The sequence below is a fragment of the Tolypothrix sp. PCC 7601 genome, from assembly GCF_025677855.1.
GTDB lineage: Bacteria > Cyanobacteriota > Cyanobacteriia > Cyanobacteriales > Nostocaceae > Aulosira > Aulosira diplosiphon.
The window spans coordinates 5,483,431-5,509,086 of record NZ_CP064879.1 but is presented as its reverse complement, the minus strand read 5'-3'; the positions used below and the strand labels follow the sequence as shown (position 1 = coordinate 5,509,086).

12 protein-coding genes are annotated in these 25,656 nt (G+C 41.3%); 5 read left to right on the top strand and 7 right to left on the bottom strand.

All coding sequences use genetic code 11. The annotated features are described in order from the left end of the window. Nucleotides 1-162: 162 nt before the first annotated feature. Nucleotides 163-5,619, bottom strand: coding sequence for an ATP-binding sensor histidine kinase (locus tag HG267_RS22615; RefSeq protein ID WP_045868084.1), 5,457 nt, complete (start codon nucleotides 5,617-5,619; stop codon nucleotides 163-165). Between the two features lie 196 nt (nucleotides 5,620-5,815). Between HG267_RS22615 and fghA the strand changes: the two genes are divergently transcribed. Beyond that, complete coding sequence (gene fghA, locus HG267_RS22610) at nucleotides 5,816-6,658, top strand: S-formylglutathione hydrolase (protein ID WP_045868083.1); 843 nt, start codon at nucleotides 5,816-5,818, stop codon at nucleotides 6,656-6,658. 266 nt (nucleotides 6,659-6,924) lie between these two features. Here the strand turns inward: fghA and HG267_RS22605 are convergent, their stop codons facing one another. Continuing rightward, nucleotides 6,925-7,434, bottom strand: coding sequence for a pentapeptide repeat-containing protein (locus HG267_RS22605; RefSeq protein ID WP_045868082.1), 510 nt, complete (start codon nucleotides 7,432-7,434; stop codon nucleotides 6,925-6,927). Nucleotides 7,435-7,448: 14 nt separating this feature from the next. Here HG267_RS22605 and HG267_RS22600 point away from each other — a divergent pair, with 14 nt between their 5' ends. Next, nucleotides 7,449-7,931 carry a YraN family protein gene (locus HG267_RS22600; protein ID WP_045868081.1) on the top strand — a complete coding sequence of 161 codons (483 nt, stop codon included), beginning with the start codon at nucleotides 7,449-7,451 and terminating at the stop codon, nucleotides 7,929-7,931. A gap of 85 nt (nucleotides 7,932-8,016) precedes the next feature. Here the strand turns inward: HG267_RS22600 and HG267_RS22595 are convergent, their stop codons facing one another. Beyond that, the gene (locus HG267_RS22595) at nucleotides 8,017-8,406 is read right to left on the bottom strand and encodes a hypothetical protein (protein ID WP_045868874.1); all 390 of its coding nucleotides are present in this window, start codon (nucleotides 8,404-8,406) and stop codon (nucleotides 8,017-8,019) included. A gap of 241 nt (nucleotides 8,407-8,647) precedes the next feature. Between HG267_RS22595 and queA the strand changes: the two genes are divergently transcribed. The 3 genes from queA to HG267_RS22580 all read left to right on the top strand — a co-directional run bounded on the left by queA (nucleotide 8,648) and on the right by HG267_RS22580 (nucleotide 11,265). Further along, on the top strand, nucleotides 8,648-9,802 hold the full coding sequence (gene queA, locus HG267_RS22590) for a tRNA preQ1(34) S-adenosylmethionine ribosyltransferase-isomerase QueA (RefSeq protein ID WP_045868080.1): 1,155 nt from the start codon (nucleotides 8,648-8,650) through the stop codon (nucleotides 9,800-9,802). Nucleotides 9,803-9,858: 56 nt separating this feature from the next. Next, nucleotides 9,859-10,032 carry a hypothetical protein gene (locus HG267_RS22585; protein WP_168160916.1) on the top strand — a complete coding sequence of 58 codons (174 nt, stop codon included), beginning with the start codon at nucleotides 9,859-9,861 and terminating at the stop codon, nucleotides 10,030-10,032. A gap of 66 nt (nucleotides 10,033-10,098) precedes the next feature. Then, nucleotides 10,099-11,265, top strand: a complete 1,167-nt coding sequence (locus tag HG267_RS22580; RefSeq protein ID WP_071989340.1) for a tetratricopeptide repeat protein — start codon at nucleotides 10,099-10,101, stop codon at nucleotides 11,263-11,265. Nucleotides 11,266-11,935: 670 nt separating this feature from the next. On the opposite strand, the gene HG267_RS22575 is transcribed toward HG267_RS22580, so the two are convergent. From HG267_RS22575 to HG267_RS22560, 4 genes are all read right to left on the bottom strand, one after another. Then, nucleotides 11,936-16,018, bottom strand: coding sequence for a beta strand repeat-containing protein (locus HG267_RS22575; protein ID WP_045868079.1), 4,083 nt, complete (start codon nucleotides 16,016-16,018; stop codon nucleotides 11,936-11,938). Between the two features lie 205 nt (nucleotides 16,019-16,223). Further along, entirely contained in the window at nucleotides 16,224-19,664 is a 3,441-nt protein-coding gene (locus HG267_RS22570; protein ID WP_052335061.1) for a beta strand repeat-containing protein, read from the bottom strand. Nucleotides 19,665-19,817: 153 nt separating this feature from the next. Then, nucleotides 19,818-24,119 carry a TonB-dependent receptor gene (locus tag HG267_RS22565; RefSeq protein ID WP_235623005.1) on the bottom strand — a complete coding sequence of 1,434 codons (4,302 nt, stop codon included), beginning with the start codon at nucleotides 24,117-24,119 and terminating at the stop codon, nucleotides 19,818-19,820. Beyond that, complete coding sequence (locus HG267_RS22560; RefSeq protein WP_263419965.1) at nucleotides 24,116-25,654, bottom strand: isopeptide-forming domain-containing fimbrial protein; 1,539 nt, start codon at nucleotides 25,652-25,654, stop codon at nucleotides 24,116-24,118. Before HG267_RS22560 ends, HG267_RS22565 begins: the two co-directional genes overlap by 4 nt. Nucleotides 25,655-25,656 lie beyond the last annotated feature (2 nt).

Here is a 25,656-nt window from a genome sequence, read left to right as displayed (position 1 = left end):
AAGCTTTGCGCCCCTCTTCATAGATTCATGGCTAGTCAATACTGCTCGGTTAAGGATTGTCAACTCGGAATTTGGTTTGGGGAAAAGGTTAAAGGTTTTTTCTTGCCCTTTTCCCCTTCCCCTTTTGCCCTTAACCGACAAGTATTGCATGGCTAGTAGAGTTTACACGGGAATTTCGATGACAAATTCCGTCCCTTCACCCAGAACAGAGTTACAGCTTAAACGCCCATTGTGGGTTTGTTCAACAATTTGACGCGCGATCGCTAATCCTAATCCGGTTCCTTTACCAACTTCTTTGGTGGTAAACAGATGATCAAAAATGCGATCGCGAATTGACTCGGGCATTCCTGGGCCGTTATCTTTGATGCCAATAATTGCTATGCGTCCATCATCAGAGATATCTGTACGAATAGTAATTTGCTGAGGATAAGCTTCTAAATCAGCAAAAGAAAGCCCCTCGCTGGCTGTATCTAAGGCATCAATCGCATTACCCAAGATATTCATAAATACTTGATTGAGCTGCCCTAAAAAGCATTTAACCTGGGGTAAATCACCATAATCTTTGATTACCTGAATAGCTGGGCGTTTTTCTGAAGCTTTCAAGCGATATTTCAAAATCAACAGAGTACTTTCAATCCCCTCATGGAGATTGCAAGCAACTTTTTCCGATGTGTCCGCCCGTGAGAAGGTACGCAAACTGGTGCTAATATCTTTGATGCGTTCAGATGCAACTTTCATTGAATCCACCAGCTTGGGTAAATCGGCTGTTAGGAATTCTAAATCAATTTCTTCGGCATGATCGATAACTGCAGGAGCGAGAATCGGGTTGTTTTCTTGCCACAATTGCAGATGGGTAAGTAAGTCTTGAATATACTGTTCAGTATTATTCAAGCTACCTTTAAGAAAGCCTACAGGATTGTTAATTTCGTGGGCTACCCCTGCAACTAAATTACCTAAGGAAGCCATTTTCTCATTTTGTACCATTTGCAGCTGTGTGTGCTTCAGTTGCTTCAGCATCTGTTCCAACTTTTGGGCATAATCTTGAGCTTGTTGGTAAAGATGGGCATTTTCTAGGGAGATGGCAGCTTGAGTACATAATAGTTGGATAACTTCTGTGCGATCGCGAGTAAAGGCTGCGATCGTTAATTGATTTTCTAAATACAATAAACCTATTAATTTGCCCTGATGCCAAATTGGTGTACACATCACACTTTTTGGTTGTTGCTGCATCAAATAAGGGTCAGCGATAAAATCAGTTTGGGAAGTTGCATCATCCAAAACCACAGTTTTACCGCTACGTTTGACATAATTTACCAATGTTTCCGGAATCGCTTGACTAACTTCTAATGGTACAGTTTGCTGATTTGTACCTTCGTTTGTCGTAGCAATTGCTTCAATTAACCAATTGCCATCTCTAACTACTAATAAAACTGCCTTTTTTGCACCCGCATTTGTCATCAATACCTCCATGAGGGTATTGAGCAATTTTGCTAATTCAATTTCACTAGATAAAGCTTGTGAGGCTTTAAAAATAGTGCCAAAATCAAGATTTTTAGAAATACTACTACTGCTACTAGATCTAGTAGTTTGGATAGTTTGATTGAGATAGGAGGACGCGTCAATAGTAGAAATATAAGTTTCGCTCAGTTGGAAGCGATGATTTTGAGCTTGAAATATCGGCAATAACAGTTCAGAATAGCGTTTTTCTAAATCTTGAATTTTGGCTTTGGCACCCCAATGAGCATAGCAGTAGTAAGCTTCTTGCATATAAAATTGAGCTACCTTATCTTTACCCCATGCCAAATAAAACTTAGCTGTCAGTTCATTAGCAAGTGCTGCTTCTTGCAAGTACTGATTTTCTTTAGCCAGGATAATAGCGCGGTCGTAATATTCAATAGCTTCCGCTTTTTGCCCTAATACTCGATGTTTTTCTGCTGCAATTAAACAGAATTTATGCTCATAATTTGCAGGAGCGTAATTAGCCCATTTTCTCAGTTTTTCTAGATTGTTGGTGACATATTCAATCATAGATTCTTGCTGTGAAGATGGTGAATCTGGATACAAAGCCAATTGTGTCAACAATTCATAGAAATAAAAAGTTGGAATCACAGCCAAGCTAGTAATGCTGCTGAAATACTGCTTCACTACATTGGCGTTTTCTACAGCTTGGTCATATTCGCCAAATAAATAGCAAAGAATCAACTTACAAAAATGAGCCTGACAAATAATGCTGAATTGATTAGCAGCATAATGTAATGGTAACATTTCTGCTTCGTTGTAGCTTTCACCAATCAACAAACAAGGATTATCTGCCATTCCTAGTAAGTTAAAAACCGATTGTTGGTAAATACTATTAAAGTTCAAGTATGTGGTTTGCTTTAATTGCTTCATAACATTGGCATAATTGCTCATAGCTTGCGCTAATTCGCCCAATTCTTGACCACTTAAGTAAGCGTATCTACCAAACACATAAGCAGACATCATCGCATATTCAATATCTCCTGTTTCTAAACCGCAAGTGTATGCTTCTAATAAAGAATTTAAGGTTTCTTTGAGATGAACTTTCCAATGTCTAATAAAACAATTGACAGCAAAAATAGTTTTTGATTTTAGCTTCACTGCATGAAGTTGATTGACTAACTCTAATGCTAGTTGTCCCAACTCATAGCCTGCATCAATTTCGCCTAATACGCCGCATAACATCAAGCCATAGGTAGCATAAGCATAGGTAGATTCTGGCGCATTACCGTAGCTGAGAGATAGTTGAACTTGCTTGAGTACAATTAGCCTAAATAACTCAGGAGCAGCTTGATAAGCAACAGAAATAATATTAGAAAGAATTTGCATCCCAGCTTTAATAGTGACATCTGTCATTACTGGTAGTGCGAGCAAATCTGCCGAAGTTCTATTTGCTAATAGACGCTTGGTCACATCCAACTCATGCTCTATATTGCTTTTATCAGGGTGTTTCGGTAATTCTATACCTAACATTGCCAACACATTCAGCGCGACTTGTAAAGCGTCAAGATGCTTACTCTGTGCCATATGAGCTTGAATCTTAATGTTATAAATAGGCACTTGTTCAAGTAGCAATTTGGCTTTTTGCAACGCGACATCAGCGTAGGTTTCCATTGCCGCAAAATCGCCACTGAGACACAATACCTCTGTAATTACTTCATGCAGCGCTAGGGTCAGATTATAATAAGTTTCCCAGCTATTTGCAGGCAAAGATTCTACGCCTATTTTTAAATATTCAGATGCGACAGCATAGGCATTTGCTGCTTTAGCTTTTGTTCCAGCTCTTAAATTTAAATTAATAAATTCTAAAGATGCTTGTGGTTCAGAAATTAATATTTTTCCAAGATTCAAATGATTAACTATTTCAAATAGTTTATCTTCTTGTTTAACTTTAGGCGTATTATTTAATAATAAATTGCCGATTTGCCAATGAGTTAGGGGCTTTCTGTCTTCAGCAATTAAAGAATAAGCAGCCTGTTGAACGCGGTCATGTAAAAATTTATAACTAGCAACCTGGTTATGAGAATCGTGAGCAAATTTGCCTTCAGAATTATTACTCGTTCCCTGAAAAAACTTATAAACTTCGCTCGTGGGGATAATTAAACCCACTTGTAAAGCGCGCCATAAATTCGCCGCAGTTTCAACTTGGGACTTTTGATGGACAATCGAGAGAGTTTCTAAATCAAATAAATTACCAATGCAAGCTGCTAATTGTAAAACTTCTTGTGTAGCTGGTGGCAATTTCTGTAGCTGCATTGCCATAAATTCTACTACATTATCTGTCAGCGCTAAGGTATTAACTTGAGCAATATCACATTGCCAATAACCGACATCAATATTAAAGATAATCAACTCTTCTTCATACAAGACTTTCAGAAATTGGTTATTAAAAAAGGGATTACCTTGAGTTTTCTGATAAACTAACTTAGTTAAAGATAAAGCTATATCCAGAGAACAATTGAGCGTATCAGCTATTAGTTGATTAATCTGTGATATTTTGAGTGGGCTTAAGGTAATGGTAGAAAAATTGCTTTGCTTTTTGCTAATTTCATTTAAAGTCACCATTAAAGGATGGGCTGGAAATACTTCATTATCCCGGTAAGCGCCAATTAACAATAGATAGCCATGATGATTTTCTCCCATCAATAGTTCTATTAACTTTAACGAAGCACTATCCGCCCATTGTAAATCATCAATAAATATGACTAGAGGATGGTCTTTTGTCGTAAAAGTAGCAATGAACTTTTGAAATAGTAAATTGAAGCGATTTTGTTCTGCATTTCCTCCTAGTAGAGCTACAGGTGGTTGCACACCAATAATCTGTTCTAGTTCCGGAATTACATCCACAATGACCTGAGCATTATCACCCAAAGCTTGGAGAATTTGATTTTTCCAGATTTGTAGTTGTGCGTCACTTTCAGACAGCAATTGTCCCATCAAATCGCGTAAAGCTTGCACAAAAGCCGAGAAAGGAATATTACGATTAAATTGGTCAAATTTACCTTTAATAAAATAACCACGTTGACGGACAATCGGCTTATGGATTTCATTGACAACAGCAGTTTTACCAATTCCCGAAAAGCCAGCAACTAATATCATTTCTGTATTACCTTTGCTCACTCGCTCAAAGGCATTTAACAGCGCTTCTACTTCAGTTTGCCGACCATAAAGTTTATCAGGAATAATAAAGCGATCGCTCACATCCCTTTGTGCAATTGGGAAGCTATCAATTTTCCCCGTTGTCTGTAGTTGCTCAAGGCATGTTTCTAAATCATATTTCAGTCCTAATGCACTCTGATAGCGCTCTTCCGCATTTTTCGCCATCAGTTTCATGACTATCTCACACAGAACTGGCGGAATCAATTCCCCATTTTTGAATTTTGAATTTTGAATTTTGAATTGATCTGGTTGTTTGGCAATATGACAATGTACCATCTCCATCATGTCATTTGATTGAAATGGTAATTCTCCAGTCAGCAATTCGTAAAAAGTTACACCTAAAGAGTAAAAATCAGTGCGGTAATCAATTCCGCGATTCATTCTCCCCGTTTGTTCTGGAGATAAATATCCCAGCGTTCCTTCCAAAATATTAGGACTGACAACAGTTTGACTTTCTCTTGGCAATAAAGATGCAATACTAAAGTCAATTAAGCGAATTTCATGAGTTTCGGGATTAACTAAAATATTGGCAGGTTTGATATCTTTATGAATGATGCGCTGGCGATAGAGAACATCTAGAATATTGCATAGAGCGATCGCAATCTTCAAAAACTCCAGCAAACAACCTACAGCTTCCCCCCTATCCCACCACAAGTTCAGCGCAATTCCCCCAAAGTCCTCCATCACTAATGCATAGCCATTCTGATAGGGTTCCAGGCTATAGGTTTGCACGACCAGAGGCGATGGAAGATTTTTGGCAATGGTATACTGATTGCGAAACTGCACCAATTCACTAAAACTAGGATAAAAATTTTTTAGCAGCTTAATTGCCACAGGTTGATGGTCAGCCTCTCGATACCCACGATAAACCAGCGTTCTCGAGCCATTGTAGATTTCTTCGCTGATGCGATAACCGGGAATACTAACTTGCGTGCTAACCATAACCGTTGAGTGATGAAATTTACTGGGAGGTGAATTTAGTATTCCCAAAATGAAGCTTGTCATTATTGGGGATTGGGGATTGGGGATTGGGAGATGAGGGAGATGAGGGAGATGAGGGGAAAAGAGTAACAAACACCCAATTACCAATTACCCATTACCAAATGACAAATGACAAATGACAAATGACAAATGACAAATGACAAACCTCAAACTAATTTCCGAATCTAAAAGCTTTGGTGGTAAAGTCGGCTTTTACTCCCACCTCTCCTCGACTTGTAACGGGGAAATGCGCTTTGCAGTCTATCAACCACCACAGGCGAGTCAACAACCTGTACCAATTCTTTATTTCCTAGCTGGTTTAACTTGCACTGAAGAGAATTTTATTGTTAAAGCTGGGGCGCAGCGTTACGCAGCAGAGTATGGGTTAATGCTAGTTGCGCCAGATACCAGTCCGCGCAATACAGGGATTTCCGGTGAGGATGAGGATTGGGATTTTGGCACAGGTGCAGGTTTTTATGTGGATGCGACAACAGAACCTTGGCGATCGCACTATCAAATGTATAGTTATGTTGTCCAAGAATTACCCGCAATCATTACCGCCAACTTTCCCACCATCGCTCAAAAACAAGGTATTTTCGGTCACTCAATGGGGGGACATGGGGCGCTAGTTTGTGCGCTGCGAAACCCCCATCTTTATAAATCAGTTTCCGCTTTTGCACCCATTACTGCACCGATGCGCTGTCCTTGGGGACAAAAAGCCTTCAGCCGTTATTTAGGAACAAATCAAGAAGATTGGCGTAACTATGATGCTAGTGAATTAATCAAGCTAGGAGCGTATCATAGCCCCATTCTCATTGACCAAGGAACTGCTGATAAATTTTTAGCTGAACAATTGCTACCAGAAGTGTTTCAGCAAAGTTGTCAAGCCGTCAACCAACCCCTCAACTTGCGCTATCAAGAAGGCTATGACCACAGCTACTATTTTATAGCCAGCTTTATCGAAGACCACATTCGCCATCATGCGATCGCTTTGAAGTAAATAAACGAATATATTTTGTGTATGGGGCTTGCAGATAATCATGCCGAAGCCTTACGCCGTAGCCTTGAAATCAGTCAATCTAAAGTCTGCGCTTGGTTGCTGTGCCAGTTTCAGCAAAAGTAGGATTGAATTTTGGTAGTTTGGAGCTTGATGATTAGATACAGTATGATCGCCTGCCAAACACCATCATTCAATCTCAAAACTCAAAGTTTTGCTGGCAAGTCTAAAACATTGCCGCAAAAAACTGAAATTTATTTTCTCAATTGCTAAGGACAAAACAAGCTATCTCGCGTATCCCGTCCTGTAGTGGGATTAGTGCCTTTAGCAACCTTGCATAATTTTTTCTGCTCATCTGGACGCAGCAATACATCAGTAAAATCTGCGCCATCAATAATCGCACCATCAAACTTAGCACTAGCAGCAAAAGCACCTTCTAACACTGCATTTGTCAAATTTGCTTTGATAAGACGAGCTGAATCTAAAGTAGCATTGCTAAGATTTGCTCCTGCAAAATTTGCCGATTCTAAATTAGCTGCGAAGAAGCTAACAGCACTCAAGTCTGAACCAGAAAAGTTGCTCTGTCTGAGATTAGCTTTCGCAAAACTAGAATCTGTTAAATCTCTGTTAGAAAAATCAGCTTCTATCAAAATTTCTTTGTTGTATTCTAGTGCCAAAGCTGTAGGTACAAAACCAATAATTGCGGTAATGGCAACTACTCCCCCCAGCAATACACAGAGTATACTTGTGCAAATCCTAATACTTAATTTTTTATTCATCATATTTTTAACCAATGGCGAACCCTCCTCCATCCCATTATCCCGACATTGGTGACGTAGGTGAAGACCTAGTAGCACAATGGCTGCAATCTACAGGTTGGTTAATTTTGCATCGGCGCTTTTTGTGTCGCTGGGGAGAAATCGATATTATTGCTCAATATCATGACAGTCCCACTCAGAACTCCACCTTGGCATTTATAGAAGTCAAAACTCGTAGCCCTGGTAACTGGGATACAGGGGGAAGAAGCGCCATCACAGCAAAAAAGCAAACAAAACTTTGGCGGACTGCAAAGATATTCTTAGCTCAACACCCAGACAAAGCAGATTACCCTTGTCGGTTTGATGTGGCAATTGTTTATTGCCAAAAAATCCCCAAAAACTTTTATGAAGCGATATCTAACCCTCAAGTCTTAGCTACTTCTGTAGTTGCGGGTTATCAGTTCCAGTTACAAGAATACATTCCCGCCGCTTTCGACTCTGTAATTGATAACGCGTAATTGGTCATCAGCAATAGATATAACATCTAAATTACTAATGACCAATTACTCAATTATTTTCTATCAATGTAACCACTAAAGGCGATTATGCTAATGTTTCGGGACAATAGCCCAATCCCCGAACAAACTGTTGTCGAAATGCTTCAATTTCCTCTCTTTCTGGGCTACCATGAGAAACTATTGCTACTTGGTAGCGACGCATCACGTCTACAGGGCACTGTCCTGCTTCCAAACTCCAAAGTGCCATTTGCACCCGCATTGGTGGTTCGTAGCTGATTCCTAATTCGTTCAGAAAAGCTCGAAAATCACCATCAACCTGGGGTGACACTTGACCTTTTAGTTTTATCCTCACCACCCAACCATCTATTTGATGGATGACGGTAACGAACGAAACAGGCATCTGGGGTCTGCCGTGCAGGTATTGAACGACCCTCAGAGTTAGACTGGCATTTGCCAGGTAATACAAGTATTCCATGTTGGTGCTTGGGATCAAAGCCAATCCTACATTTCTATCTTCGTAATAATTACCAATTCCCGGTAGGGTAGAAGCCCCCGTTTTTGGATAGGGAGGTTTACCCAATTTTCAATTAAGTGTGTCCGTATTACCTAATAGTATCAATCAAAAATTCAGGGAGTAAAATCGAGCCGCGATCGCCTAGAGTTGTGATGAGCAAGGAAAGCTCAAACAGGCTGAATTAAAGGCAGAATAAAATTCAATGGAGCAACAATTAACACCAGCAGCTTTGACCCCAAACTCAAATAATGATGTAGTAAATACGGAATTAGACCGTTCATTATCTGCGTATGATTACGAACTACCACCAGAACTTATCGCCCAGAATCCTGCCATTCCCAGAGATAGCTCGCGGCTACTGGTAGTTAATTCCCGAAGTATACATCATATATTTCGCGACCTGCCACATTTATTAAAAGCAGGTGATTTGTTAGTGATGAATAATACTAGTGTGATTCCAGCACGACTGTATGGACGGAAGGCTACTGGTGCGGAAATTGAGGTGTTATTGTTGGAAGAACGCCAGTATAACTGTTGGTTAGCCTTAGTCAAGCCAGGTAAGCGCTTCAAAGTAGGCTCAAAAATCATTTTTGAACCAAGGGGAGCTTTGAAGCAAGGAAGCAAGGGAGCAGGGGGAGATGAGGAAGTGAATTCCTCTTTATCTCTCACAGCTACAGTTTTAGAAACCGATCCCGCAACTGGGGGACGGCTATTGCAATTTGATGTGCCAGGGGAAGTGCCTTTGGTGCAAATATTAGAAGTATTTGGAGAAGTTCCTTTACCACCCTACATCACAGCCTCCGAAGCGACTGACGAACAGTATCAAACTGTGTATGCCCAACATCCAGGCGCGATCGCAGCGCCAACAGCAGGACTACACTTTACCCCCGAATTACTAGAAAATTTGCGCGATCGCGGCATTAATCAAGCTTTCATCACATTACATGTGGGTGTAGGTACATTTCGCCCTGTAGAAGTAGAAGATGTCACCACCCACCAGATGCATGAAGAATGGATAGAAGTGCCCGCCGCTACAGTAGAGCAAATTCGCGCCACAAAAGCAGCAGGCGGTAGAGTAATTGCGGTAGGTACAACAGCAGTCAGATCCTTAGAAGGAGCGGCTCAATCTGGAGAATTACAACCATTCTGTGGCAAAACAAATCTTTTTATCTATCCCGGCTACCAATGGCGGGTAGTAGATGGTCTAATTACTAATTTTCACCTGCCACGCTCCAGTTTATTAATGCTAGTGAGTGCTTTAATTGGTAGAGAAAGATTGCTCAATCTCTACCAAGAAGCGATCGCTGCTCGATATCGTTTCTATTCCTTCGGTGATGCCATGTTAATTTTGCCATAAGCGAAGAGGCAGGGGAGTAGGGAGATGAGGGGGAGTAGGGAGATGAGGGGGATGAGGTGGATGAGGTGGATGAGGTGGATGAGGTGGATGAGGTGGATGAGGGAGATGAGGGAGGGGAAACACCAAATACTCTATTACCCATTACCCATTACCCATTCCCCATTCCCCATTCCCTATTCCCCATTCCCCAAATACATCACTACCGTAAAATCTTTATTTTTGACTTTTAATTTTTCATGTTGTGGTGGGTACTCTGACTAATAAGGATCTAAGGAACAAGTAGAGGCCTGCCACTCATGTCAGAGAAATATCAACTTCGCCAGTGGTTTCGTAGTTTTTCTCAGTTAGCGCTGCACCGAAGTGCTTATCGGCAGCTGCTCTCAACTTCTGTTGCAATGTTGGTATTGGCTGTACCAACATTGACTAATTTACCAGGAAGCAAGGTTTTAGCCCAGAATGTCGTCAGCCAGAATCTAGAAGCCGCCAGTTTCTTTCAGCAGGGAGTGATGCGTTATCACCGTCAAGACTGGCAAGGTGCCGAATATGCCTTCAGAGAAGCATTGCGCCTAGATTCTAAAATAGGAATGGCTAGGAATTACCTAGGCACCATTTTCCTACAACAAAACCGCTTGGATGTAGCTGTACAAGAGTTTGCAGAGGCAATTAAGATTAATCCTAATTCCAGCCAAGCTTACTACAACTTAGGTCTAGCCTTGCAACGTCAAGGTCAAAGAGAAGCTGCAATTACTGCTTATCGTCAAAGCCTGTTGATAGATCCGACAATCGCAGCAGCAGAATATAATTTAGGCGTAGTATTGTACGAACAAGGGCAAATACCAGAAGCGATCGCAGCTTATCAGCAAGCAATTAATCTGGATACTCACAATAGTAATGCTTACTTTAATTTAGCGATCGCCCAACAACAGCAAGGTCAAATTCAAGAAGCGATCGCTACATACAAACAACTCATAGAACAAGATCCAGACCATGCCGTAGCTTACAGTAACTTGGGTAGCCTGATGGCATTGCAAGGGCAAACGTCAGAGGCGATCGCTGTTTACCAGCAAGCTATTCAACATAATCCTAAAAACGCCTCAGCTTACTATAATTTGGGTGTAGCTTTATACAATCAAGGTAATTTTAAAACTGCTAATAGTGCCTTTAAACGCGCCCACCATGAGTACAATGCTCAAGGGAACATCGCGCAAGCTGAGAAAATGCAAACGTTAATGCAACAAATGGCTCAAATATTAGCGCCTAAACCACCTCAAGTTGCTCAGACAGAGACTCCTGCTGCGCCAGCCGCCGCCATTAATCTATTTCCAGACAATAATTTACAACAAACAAATCAACCTGAAGTTCCTCAAGAAAATTCTCAAGAAAATCCTCAAGAAATTCAAGGTGAACCTGGCTATGTACCAATTTTGGTGCCACCACAACCAACATCAATGAATTCTCATTAATGCGGTTTTTATTTGAGATAAATCCAAATTTTTACCTTAACAAAAGAATAGGTAATACCAATTTTTCACAAACATGATTGTAATTGGTATTACCTGTTAAAAAATAGCTGCCCCATTTTACGTTAAACATTAGAGACTGTTATCCAAATTCAAACAATATCTGCAACTCATTTATATTCAAATACAGTTCAGTTAAGAAAATTAATTGATAACGAAACCAAAAAACTAGTACAACACGGCGTAAATAAAGCTACCGTTTCAAACAGTCAAAAGCCCAGATATATAAATCTTTTGACTTTTGACTTCCGCCTTGCGGTACTAGTTACTCAACAAAAAACAGAACAATAATTTTGGAGGGGGTTTGGGGGACGCAACCGTCACCCAATCGGGGGTTTGGGGGAGAATCCCCCAATTCTTCTGGCTTCTTTAATAAGTGATAAATTAATCGCTAATGAGCTTAACCCAAGCGTATTAATTTATATTCTGTAGGGACACAAACTTTGTGCCCTTATTTTATATATTTATCCTATTACCTCAAAACTTACGTTGATACGTGCTTAAATCAAATATTCTGGTGTTAGGTCTGTCAAAAGTCAAGAGTCCAAAGTCAAAGACTCTTGACCCTTGACCAATGAGCGCGAGATATACAATTTAAATGAGTAACAGCTGATCAATTCACCTTAACTTTGAACCTTATATATCCATAAGAATTAGTCGGACTCCCAGATCCAGTCGCTTTGGGTAAGGTTGTAGGACTTGTCACTACATTAACCATTACTAAACCATTAGTGTTATCTGCGGCTGTCATCGTAGTAAAACTAACGGGTTTTTTACAAATGCTTGGAGGTGTAGTCCCTGGCGCATAAAAGAAACCGCGATCGCCATCAGCAACATTAGTCATGTAAACTGTTGGCACAGTAGGTAAACTAGTGTTGCTATTGGCAAATGCTATCCCCATATCTGCTTGTGGTAAACCACCTGTATCAGCAGTCAGTCCATTAAATGCTGTTCCCAAAAAGGTAGTATTACTAGGAATTAAATCGCAAATTGTGACATTTGTCGCATCTTGAGTACCAGTAGAAAGATAATAAATTGTATACTCTAGCTGATCGCCTGGTTTAATATTGCTGAGATTGATTGCTCCCGGTAAGTAGGTATTCTTGGGAGTAGGCCAGTTAGCATTATCATCATCACTAGCTTGAGAACTAGTTGTATCGTCTACAAACCCTGTGATATTCAAACCATTAATCGCGGTAATTCTTTTCACCAACAGTAAATTCGGAACACCACTTACAGGGGGAACAACTGTAGTTACAGTAGTTGGGTCAATTGTTCCGCCATTTTCTGTTTGATCAATACTATCGCTGGGTATAGTGACATCTGCTGGTAAAGTAGTGCTAGGGTTACTATCAACGTTATCTGTTTTGATACCAATACTAGGCAAGTTACTAGCAGTGGCTATACTTTGATTACTTAAAACTGTATTTGCCGGAGTAGCACTGATAATTTTTACAGGAACATTGATAGTAATAACAGCATTAGCAGGTAATGTATAGGGAGTAGAGGCATCAATTAAATTCGCATTAGGATTGGAACCTGTGTAAGCAGAATTAATAGTAGGTGCTGTTTGACTAACTCCAGCAATTTTCACGTTTACAGAAATCGGATTTGCCCCAGTTCTAGTCACATTAGTATCTAAAAAATCTGTAATTTGGAAATTACTAATTGGTACGTTACTAGTATTTTTATAAACAATTGTCCAGGTTAATTCATCATTAGCAGTAACTACATTATTAGTATCTACATCATTAGTTAATTTGACAGATTTAAATCCTTGAACTTCGGGAATACTGATTTTAGTAGCGTCAACAGATGCTAGCTGAGTTTGTGCTATACTGCCTGTTTCAATTTGAGCGGATACATCACTAGGTAATGTGGAGGTACTATCTACATTATCTGTATTAACTGCGGTGATGCCTGTGCCTGTACCTACAGCTTGGTTAACTTTATCTCCTACTTGATTAGCATTAACTGTCACAGGAATTTTAACAGCTATTACACCCCCAGCGACTAAAGGCACTGTAGTACTGAAAAGATTATTATTGCCGTTACCATTGTAGTTAGTATCAACGGTGGGCGTTGTTTGCCCTACACCACTGACGCTGACAGTTGGTGTTCCGGTTTTTGTAACTCCAGTTGGTAAAGCATCTGCTATTTGAAAATTGGAAGCACTCGCTGTTCCCGAGTTTTTATAAATAATTGTCCATGTGACTGTATCTCCAGGCGTAACACTATTACTTGTATCTGCATCTGTGGTTAATTTCACAGATTTGGAACCTGATACTTGAGGCGCAATAATTGTAAATGTAGTTGGATCAATGCTAGGATTTTGTGTTTGCGTAACGCTACCACTAGGTATGGTTACACCTGTAGGTAATCCGGTAGTAGTGCTATCAACATTATCTGTATTGGTGGCTGAGATATTCCCACCATTAGCTGTTGCTTGATTCGATTTTGTACCAGATGCTCCAGCGTTAATAGTTACAGGAATTGTAACTGTAATAATACCCCCAGCTTTGAAAGTAATTGGGGTTTGTAAAAGACCATTATTGCCAGTGCCATCATAACTACTATTGGCAGTTGGTGCTGTACCTTGAGTATTATTAGTCGTAATATTAATGCTGCCTGATTTTGTTAATCCTGATGGCAATATATCAGTAATTTGGAAGTTACTTACATCAACTGTACCTGTATTGATGTAAGTAACCGTCCATGTAACTGTATCTCCTGTAGTAATGCTACTACTACTATCTAAATCATTTGTCAGTTTTACAGATTTATAACCTGATAAATTTGGCGTTGGTGTAGTAGCAGGAATATTAATAACAGTGGGGTCAATTGTTCCTGTTTGAGTTTGCTTAATACTAGCTGCAGGAACTTCTGTTATTCCTGTGTCGCTATCAACGTTATCTGTATTGATGCCTGCGGTTGTTAAGTTATTACCTTTGCCTGTAGCTTGGTTGGATTTTGTACCTGATACTCCGCTATTAATCGTTACAGGAATATTAACAACTATTGTTCCTCCTGCTTTTAATGTAATTCCAGAAGTAAAGAGGTTAGTATTACTAACACCGTCATAACTACTATTAATTGTCGGAGAAGTTTGCCCCCCACCACTTGCAGTTACAACAGTAGGTGTTCCTGATTTAGTTACCCCTGATGGTAATGTATCAGTAATTTGAAAATTAGGAACATCAACTGTTCCGGTATTTTTATAAATTACTGTCCATGTTACAGTGTCTCCAGGGTCAAGACCTGTTGCACCTTGATCGGTTGTTAATTTAACTGATTTATAACCAACTACAGTAGGAGTTCCCACAATTACAGTTGTGGGATCAATACTAGAATTTTGAGTTTGCAGAATACTGTTAGTTAACGGCGTAACTCCTGTAGGTAACCCTGTCGTAGTATTGTCAATATTGTCTGTTTTTACGCCCACTGTCGGTAAATTTGAGCCATTACCAGTAGGTTGATTGCTGAGAATTGTGCCATTAGGTAATGCTGCATTCACATTCACAGGAATATCAATTGTAATCACTCCACCTGCTTTGAATGTTACGCCAGCAGCAAAGAGATTATTATTACCTGTACCGTTATAACTAGTATTAGCAGATGGTGCTGTTGCTTGTGTAGCATTGACAGTAATATTCGCAGCAGCTAATGCTGTGGATAGTGTTACTCCTGCTGGTAAAGCATCTGTAATTTGGAAGTTGCTAATATCTACCGAACCAGTATTAGCATAGGTAACTCTCCAGGTAAGTTTGTCACCAGAAGTAACGCTATTGGTACTATCATTGTCGGTGGTTAATTGTACTGATTTATAACCAGAAGTATTTGGTGTAGCTGCTAATGCAATAGATTGATTTGCGCTTGCTTCTTGGCGATGATTGGTAGAATCGCCATTAGCAGGATTACCGCTAGCTTCTGCAACTTGACTAACTGTAGGAATGCTGGCATAGCTACTAGGAATCGTTGTCCCATTGGGCAAATCTACTGTATAAACATCAAGATTGCCATTGGCTGTATAAGGTTGGTTTTGGCTGCTGGGATTGGGAGGAACAGGTGTATTTCCTAAAGTTACAGTAATAGAATTATTCACCACTGTTTCTGTAACTTTGACAGCTACTCGCACTTTGACTGTGCCATTTACAGGGATATAACCATTAGTCGTACCTAACAAATTGATTGTATTATCCCCGGTACTGGGAACATTGACGGCAACTGTTGCCTGTGAAGCCGCACCTGTACCATCAGGATCAACAGCAATAATCTGAATACCTTCTAATGTCCCACCTGCAATTGTTGCTGTACCAGGAATAAAAAATTGCGTCGGATCATTACCAGTATTAGTAATGGTGAAGTCAAAATAGACCACATCACCTGTATTAATTCCCGCAATTCCTTGATATGTGCCCGCATTAGTCACATTACTAGGGGCTTCTGTTGGCACACTACTTGAATTAATCGTAATTCCTGCCACTTCTAAAACAGTGACGCTGACAGTGTTAGAAGTCACGGTATTAGTAGTGCCTGATGTCTCTCCTTCAAAACTGCCCGTGGCGCTATTGTCGATAGTAGTCCCCGGAGGAGTCGAATCAGCCAAAACCGTTTTGAGTAAAGGTAAGAAACTGCCACAAATTATGGCAGTGGTTAAAAATAAGCGAGTCGATGCTCGAAGAAAGGAGGTTGACATAGCGATTATCTAGTTTTGGCTGTAAAGTAACTCCCCCTAATGGGCAGAAGGGTTAACTCATATCTGGTATTTCTCCGTATAAACCCTGAGTATGAGAAAAAGAGTGCAATAATAACACGTTATTTATATCGCACTTAGAGGCAAAAGCAAGGATTTTGGGCTTATTACTGAGTAAGTAAATAACATAAGTTTGATTGGCAGTGGATTAATTGACTTTCACGTTAAAGCGGACGAAACCGTAGGAAGCAAAAGGTGTCCCAGCTGCTGTGGCTTTGGGAACGATAGTGCTGGCACCCAAATCTACTACAACTCCACCATTCGTATTGGTAGCTGCACCACAAGGAGGATTGGGTAATGATGTGCCCGCACTATAGAATTGACCGCGATCGCTATCTGCAGTGTTGGTGAGTTGTACTTTACCTGTTCCTGTTGAAGTACTAGGATCAGCCAGTGCTGTATTATCCCAACCAAAAAGAATGCCATTGCCAGAGGCGTAAGTATTTGCTTGGAAAGTGGTATTAGTAGGAATGCGATCGCAGATTTTCACATTCTTGAGGTTATCTGTACCACTGGAAAGAAAGTAAATTGTGTATTCTAGGTTATCTCCTGGTAATACTCCAGAGACTGAGTTACAAGCATTACCAGTATTGCAGGCGATCGCTCCACGCAAATATTTATCTTTATTAGTTGGCCAGCCAGTTGCGTCATCATTGACGGTGGAATCATTAACAAAGGCAGTGGTAATATTTGTGCCATTAATCGCCGTAATTCGTTTAACTAGGCTAAGATTTGGCACAGCACCAATGCTAATTTTATAGTCCTCAACTTCACCATTGGCGATCGCAGTATTGGGAGTAGAGGTTGTGAGAGTGGCGCTATCACTCAAGCGGAAACGAGCATAAGTATCACCCACAGTTAATCCCGTAATCCCTGTCCACTGAATATTGATGTTTTGGGCTGTAGCACTAACTGCGATCGGTTGGATACCTGCTAAACCTGTATTGGAATCATAAGCCACACCTTCACTAGCTGCAAACACACCATCTTTGTTAAAGTCAATCCAACCAACTAAATAAGCCGCCGCCGCCGTATTAGTAACGTTGACTGTAGCAGTGTAAGATGTGGTGCTGGTGTTAATAGCAGGTAAAGTCACACCATCTTCATCATCAGGTGTACCCGTTGTATCATCAGCATTGGCATTAGCATTTTGCAATGTGCCATCATCAGCATCAATATTTGCCCCCATTTTGAGAGTACTAACAATGTTATGACTGGCTCCTCCATTCGCTAAAGTTGTTTGATAGTCGCCTGCACCTGTACCACTAGTAGTATCCGGTGCATCGCCATAATCTATCCCAATAATCGTTACATCTTCTCCCGTACTCGAGGCAGAATTATAACTAGCAGTTGTAGTTCCACCTGCTGTAGTCCGAGTTGGATCGTCATAGGTGGCTGTTGCTGGGTTTTGATAAGTTCCTAAGGCAGTAGCGTTAGGAATATCAACTTTAAAAACAATGGTGACAGACTCAGCTTCCGGAATCTTAAACGTCCCCCAACTGGGATTGGTTGCTGCTGCAGTTGGATTAGTGCTTGTAGGCCGAGTTGCACCACTGCTCATAGTCACTGAAGTAGTCGAAGCATAGGTGAAACCTGTAGGCAGCAAATCGGAAATCACCACATTAGTAGCTGAGGATGTGAGAGCAGCGTTAGATACTGTGATGGTATAAGTCGCTGTCATTGCACCCGTTCCCGGTTTAGTGATTGTGGGAGTGCTGGTGGTTTTAGTTACGGTTAATTTCGGTAAGCACTGAGCACCACTTTTAATTCCTGGGCTATCGTTCGCAGAAATTGGGGCTACTAAACCAGTGCCGCCTTCTGCATAAAAGTTACGCGGATTGGCATTACCTAATAATCCAGTTTGACCACCTGCTCCTCCCGCAAGGCTAGTGACAGTTGCTGCGGCACTCGTACTAATGACAACGCCACCACCACCACCGCCACCAGGGCCATGAGCTTCTCTAAAAGTTGACCAACCGCCATCACCACCAGCAGCATTAACGCTGAGATTACTAATACCTGTTGTACCTGTACTTTTGACATCATAGGCAACAGCATAGACAGTTCCTCCCGCACCGCCACCGCCAGCTCCGTCATTTCCGATGCTTAAACCTTGTACACCTCGAACATCAAAGGTACCACTGCCAGCAATAGTATCAGCCCGAACTAAGGCAACGCCCCCTCCTGCACCACCACTGCTGTAGATACCAGTACCTGATGTTGTATTACTACCATTAAAATCTGCACCATTCGCATAGGTTGGGTCACCAGTATAGGTCGTACCAAGGGTTCTACTAACAGAAGTTGTGGCATTATTGGTTGTACCTGCGCCACCACCTCCGCCCATAAATAGGCGTTCACCATTATTAATTAGTGCTGTGGTAAATGCCTTACCTCCAAAACCGCCCGATGGTACTTGACTATTCCAAGCTCGTCCCCCACGACCGCCATCTCCACCATTGGCACCACCACCCCCACCACTGTTTTCGTCGTTATTTGAGGGTCTGCCATCTGTGCTACCTCCGCCTGCATTGCCAGGCGCACCTCGTCCATAGCTACCATTGGGATATCCTTCGTCAGTATTGGTGATTGTTGTTGGTGCCGTCGGTGGGTTACCATTGGTTGCACTAATGGTACTGGGGTTCAAGTAGTCAAGTACGAATTTAGGTGTACCAGCGATACCTTCTCCCTTGGAACCATTAAAACCATTTGTACTGATAGAGCGATAGTCTGTATTCGCACCACCGCTTCCTCCTGTTAATTGACGACCTGCTCCGGGACGAAACCCTTTACCCCGCAGATCGACAATAGTACCACCACCCAAAGTCATTTTGCCTGCTACATCTATAGCAAAAACTCCACCAACAGTTCCATCCCAAGGTAAAGCAGTCACGCCCGTATTCAAGGTAACGCTAGAGTATTGAGGTACTCGAATAATCTGGTAACTACGTCTACCTGCTGTACTCGTGGCTGAAGCGGAGCGATATGTATAGTTCAGTCCTTTACTAGCTCCAGTCCCCTTAATCCCAATTGTTGACCCCGACACACTAGTAACTGTAATAAATTCATAATGTCCGGCATTATTAATTACTGTAAAGCCACTGGCTCCTGTAGAAGGGGGAGTATCAGTAGCCACTGTAGGCGGTGTTGGCTCAGGACTACTATAGGCTGGCACATCTCCGCTAGTACCATTTCCGTAGCTAGCTGTGTTGCTGGAGTCAATGTCAGCATCTTGCATCTGAATAATCATCAGCAAATCCCCAACTGCAATATTGGGGGCTGAAGTAGGCAATTTGGTTCCTACGGTAATCGAAGTTGCGCCACTATTGACGGTTCCAGAATTAGCAGCGAAATAGGAATTGACAATACCGTTGATGGTGCCAAAACCATCTTTTCCGGGTGTGGCACAAGGGTCATTTCCCGCAGCGAGAACGATGTCGTTGTGATAATTGAGCGGACTGATAAATAGGATGAGGCTTAGAAAGCCAATTATAAAATTTCGGTATAATTTAGTACTTATTTGATTGTGTAAAATCATCACTACGGTGACTATAATAATTGCTGCTGCAAGTAAGATTATATTTAACATTTCTTGCCCTCATCAATGTAAAATTTGATATCTAGAGCAATTTGGTGCGTAACTTGTTTCACCCTCCTAATTTTCTTTTTTTATTTGCTTTTATGGTGTGTGAGTTGTTTGATTTTAAGGTTAAATTACTTAAAAAAATACGTATATATTTCGTCATATTCTTAACTTTCCTGGTACTTGAGATTCTTTTTCTTGGAATGGGGTAACTTTTTGCTGCCCAAAACCATCAAATAATTCGTTGAGCTTCAGTGTGATACCTAAATATGGCCCTCCTGCAGAGCGAGTACCAGAAAAATCTCGATCATCAACTCGGCCAAAAACATATCCAGCAGCAAGCCGCAAATTAGGGCTGAGATAATAGCCAGCTTCGATGACAAAGCCTGTTTCTGTATAGGTAGATTGATTAATCACACGGGCTTCACCAACCAAATCCATGCTGTACCCTAAGCGATAAGTAGCGCGGAATTGGGCCAGGTTGACTGTAGTAGTACCAACTAAATCACTGGCTAGGTAAGAGGTACTATTACGTAAAGCATATTTGCCATAAAATTCCCATTGCCAATTGGGAGCATAGATAGCCTCTAAAGCAAAAGTATGATCTTCGGAACCTGTACCACTACCTAACAAAATAGTGTCCGGGATAGTTGCGGGATTTTGACGGTATTCATAACGCAACAAAGCGTTAAATTTATCGCTACGGGGGTCACGGTAGGCTAAACCCACCTTCAGGTTGACTGTATCTCCTAATCCTGTAAGTTTTTGATTAGAAGAGTTTGCCTGTTGATAACGTACTAAAGCTGTCAGCGACGGAGAAATCTTACCAGTTGCAGCCGCTGAAATTACAGTATTGGAACCACCGGCGGAACTACGATACTCATAACGGGCGCTGGCTTGAAATTGAGGATTATCAGAGTATTCCAGCCCAACACTGTAGCTATCACCACCATTAAACCCAATAGCAGAAGCACTTTGACCAGAAGCAAAAGGTTGGCTAAATTGCTGACCCGCCCCAGTCTTTTGGAAGAAGCTGCCAAATACATGTTCGTAAGCCAGATTTAACCGCAAACCAGGCGCAATAGACCAACGGTTATTCAAACCTATGGCTCCTTGGGTAGTGATTTCATTAGCACCACCCAAAATTGAGTAACGACCAGTCAAGGTGGTATCAGTACCAAGCTTGTGTTCGCCATTCACACTGAGGCTAGTAATAGAATTACCGGACAATTGACCGCTACTGTAAAACTGTTGGGCAAGACTGATATTAATACCAGGGATGACAGCCCAGTTGAGTCCAAAAATAGTCCGGTCTGGGTAAACAGTATCCTTGGTTGAAGATAAAGTCAGTTCATTTTGTGCTTGGAAAGTCAGGTTACTCGCTAAGGGAACTGTCAAACGCGATCGCAATTGATCGGAATTACTACTGAGCGCATTTGCAGGAATCCGATCTTCCCGGTTGCGATGAATCCAATCTAAATCAACAGTGGTGCTACCAAAACGTTGTTGAATTCCAGCGGAAATTGTCGTTAGGGAATTATTTACTTGACTACCAGGAACAGCTTGAGAACGTGGTGAAAACAGTTCTTCAAATGTATCTAGGGGTTGAGGTGCAATGCCAAAATTATCTTCGTGGTCATATTGCAGTCGGATATTGGTAGTTGCAGAAACTTGACCTGTTAATTGTGCGCCATAACGAGTTTGACCCGGGACAAAGCTGATGGTGGCATTATTGGCAAAACCCGTCCCAGCATAACGATAATAGGCACGACCTTGGATACCTTTAAAAATTTGTCCTTCAGCTTCTAAGCGGTAAGCTTCACCACTAACCTTACCCATAACATCAGAATTATTGGTGGAATGAGCATATTCTGCTATTAACTTGCTGTTACCACCTAAAGCAATCATGGCATCAGCGCCATATAATTCAAAGCCGCGCACCCCTTGGTTTTCTCTGACGTAGGTTGCAGCTAACCAACTTTCCTGATTGACAGCGCGAGAGAAGTTGTATTGTAAGCGACCTGCATAAATATCACTATTAGAATCTTGAGTGTCATATTGATAGCTGACAATAATCCGCCGGACTAAAACTTGTCCATCTTGATCAACATCAGTGCGGAGAATTGGTTCGCGGAATAATAGAGTTCCGCGATCGTAATCAATTTCGTAGTCTGAACCTCGGTCTAGTTGTTTACGTTGTAGTACTGTCCCCGGACGGTTGAGTTCTTCTAACTCCAAAAATACATTTTCACTACCAGGAACTAAGATGCGGCGAGACAGAAAATAATAACCACTAGTCCCATCAGGAGCGATCGCATCTCGTTGGAAACCTTGGAGGTTATTGCCATAGAATGCTGTAAATTGAAGATTTCCTAGGTTGTAGTTGGCTTTAAAACCGTGTAGTTGACGGGTAGTGGCGGTATACTGCTGCGATGCTCGAGCAAATTCCTCTGTATTGTAGTCACCCCACATAAAATAATCGGGAGTAGTCCCTGGGATACCAGATGAATGCTCGAAACGTACATACACGCTGTCAATGGAAGGCGTGACAACGGTAGATGTGGAACTATCCCCATAGACAGGATAGTTTTGCTCGCTGAATTGGTTACTACGAAATAGACGGTTATCACAGTTGCAGTCCTCGTTGAGGTTGCGAGAACTGTTGTAAGCACCAGTAAATAACCAATCACCAATCGCACCAGTGGCAAATATTGCGGAGTGGAAATCTAATTGAGTTCTGTTATCTCTGTCTGGACGGAGAAAATCACGAAAACTGCCATAATAATCTGTACCTCTAGCACCTAAACGCAAATCGACTACACCAGTAAGCAGACTAGGACGTAACGCTGTTTCAAATTGCAGTTGGGTAAAGGCTTCTAGATCATTCACCTTGGCCAGAATTCTGACAGTTTGGGCTTTCAGATTAGAACGCAGCGTAGCTGTAAATTGTCCTCCCTTCGCCTCCACTTGAAATCCAGGTTGGTCAGGCTTGAAATCTTGACCAACAAAATCCCCAGCCGTAGGTATTAAAGTGATGACAGCATCTTGATTAGAGCGATTGCCATTTTCATCGATTAATTGACCCTTTACTGTGGCTGTTGTACGTCCATCAGCAGGAATCCGAGATTCTACTGTTTCTAATGTGAGTTGTTTTGGCGTGCCTCTAATTACTACTTGCACTGTCGCTGGCGGTTCTGTACTACCTAAGATTTGTGCAGAAATAGTGTTTTTTCCTGATTGTAACGAGACTCCATACCATGTCTGCGTTACTAGGTTAGTAGTACTATCACTTTCTGTTCGTCCAACTAAAGAAGAATCTACCAGCGTTCCATTTACCCGCAGTTCCACTTGACTCCCAGCCGGAAATTGTACACTCACCGTAGTTGCTGGAGCATCTAAAACACTGTCAGCTGTTGGGGTTAGGATTTTCACTCCTGTGGAAATGGGGGAAGTATTAGGAGATGGCGAATTAGAATCTATACTCTCTTTGATTCCCTCTGCAATTTTAGATAAGCCTCTAGGTAATGTGGTCTCAACTGTTGGTTGAAAGGTTGGGATTTCTGTTGTTGCTACCGTACTATCACTAAAAGCATCAGCAGTAATTTTAGATAAACCTCTAGGTAATGTGGTCTCAACTGCTGGTTGAAAGGTTGGGATTTCTGTTGTTGCTACCGTACTATCACTAGAAGCATCAGCCGCAATTTTAGATAAGCCTCTAGGTAATGTGGTCTCAACTGCTGGTTGAAAGGTTGGGATTTCTGTTATTGCTGCCGTAGTACTACTAGAAACATCAGCAGCAATTTTAGATAAGCCTCTGGGTAATGTGGTCTCAACTGTTGGTTGAAAGGTTGGGATTTCTGTTGTTGCTGACGTAGTACTACTAGAAACATCAGCAGCAATTTTAGATAAGCCTCTGGGTAATGTGGTCTCAACTGTTGGTTGAAAGGTTGGGATTTCTGTTGTTGCTGACGTAGTACTACTAGAAACATCAGCAGCAATTTTAGATAAGCCTCTGGGTAATGTGGTCTCAACTGTTGGTTGAAAGGGTTGTATTAGTGAAGAAGGCTGTATTTCTTTCTCAATTTCAGTTGTAGCTATTGTGTCGTATTGATCGCTAAATTCGGTATCAAATGTTGAAGAATCAAAATTGATAGATGAACTCTCAATCAAGCTAGCTGTTGTAAGTTGCTGTTGATTTTTCGCAAAAATATCAGCTGAATTTACATCGATTATTGTATCAGGAACCTTGCTCTCTGGTTCTTCTGAACTGACTGTAATTTGTTCAACCTTCTCCGCCTGTAAAGCAGAATTGAAGTTGTCATTAACCTCAACCGCAAGCTGTGAATTATCAGTAGTTTCCCCATGAGCAACAACTGGGTACAAAATTATACTCAAGGCTCCTGCCATAGCCCCGATCAAGCTGAGGTTGAAAGTAGTTGTATGGTGGAGTCTGGGTTTCATTTCTTAATTTGCTCCGGGAAGGCTGGGGTGACGGCGAAATTCATACGTACTAGCCCACCAGGTTCTAAACGCACTAAGCGAGATTGACTATTACGTTCGCGGAATTTCTCATTAGGAGCTAGAGTGTAACCATTGACGCTGCTAAGGTCTAATACACCTGTATGGTTTCCTGGTAAAACATTAGCTACGGAGAACAGTCCATTGGGGTCTGTAGTGATACGGTTACCATCCTCCAAGAAAATCACAGCATTAGGGATTCCTCGCTCACCAGGTTGTTGTTCACCGTCAAAGTTTTTGTCAACAAACACACGACCGATGATTGTCCCACAATCCGAAACAATTCCGGGACGAATTTTTAATTGGTAAGTGGCTGGCCCATCCTTAGTACTGAAACCGTTATCAGTTCTTTGTGCATTCACAATTGCACTGTTGCGACCCGTCCCGCGCACTGCATCAGTGGTAAGTTGCACCGCATAAACAATATTCAGTGTTTTTCCGACGCTAGCAGTAACATCTGCGCTTAATGTAATAATGTTGCCATTGGTTTTTGAAGTGATGGCGACTGGTTGAGAGTCTATTTCACCACGGATTGATTGTGGTAAAAATTTAAATCCTAGCGGTAAGTTATCGGTAATTACCAGATTATTTAAACCAGCATCTGATAAATTCTTGATTGTCAGGCGGTAAATAACTGTATCCCCAGGTTCAGCAGTAGCGCGATCGCTTGTTTTGATAATCTGTACTTGATTGGGTTGACACATCCCTGTGGTGAATCGAAATGCTAATAAATCAAGTCCTACGGTTTCTGCATTTGGGACAAGGGCTACTGTGTCTGTAAAATTAGTACCACCTGTAGTGGTAATTGGTTGACCATCCAGGGAAGTAGCAACATATTTAATGATGCTGTTATTGTCATCCCCATTGTTTTCCACAATTTGAATCTTGATACGTCGTTGTTGGTAAATTGAATTTGCAGGTGGATTGATGACTAAAATATAAGTGCTACCTGTATTTGTTTGTCCTTGATTTGGATCTAATAAAAAGTTATAAGTACCTCTTGGTTCGCTATTAGTCAGAAAGTAGGGATTACTATTTTCAGTATTTGGTTTTAATCCACCAGGTATCTGATTGTCAGCAATATCAGGAAATTCTGTTCGCGTTAGTGGTAATAATTGCCCTAATTCTGTTCCTGTTGGATCGTTGGGATTGAGTTCATAGACAGCAATAGAAAATCCAGTGTAATCAGGTAATAATTCCCCACTACAGCCTAAAATTCTGCCTAATGGGTCAACTAATTTATCAGAGCCAAGGTTGATCTGAGAAGAAGTTGCTTCATATTTGTCATTAGTAGCTGTATCTGTATAAGTATATTGAGCTTGATTAATAAATGCTGGACGCACAGTTTGGTTTTCAGCTTCTTGTGCTCTTACTGGTAAAGAACCATGCAAGATATTGCTAACAAGAAGTGTTGCAGTTAATTTCTGCAACAATCTACTATTAGGAGTGAAATGCTTTTGGATTTGGGGAAATAGCACTT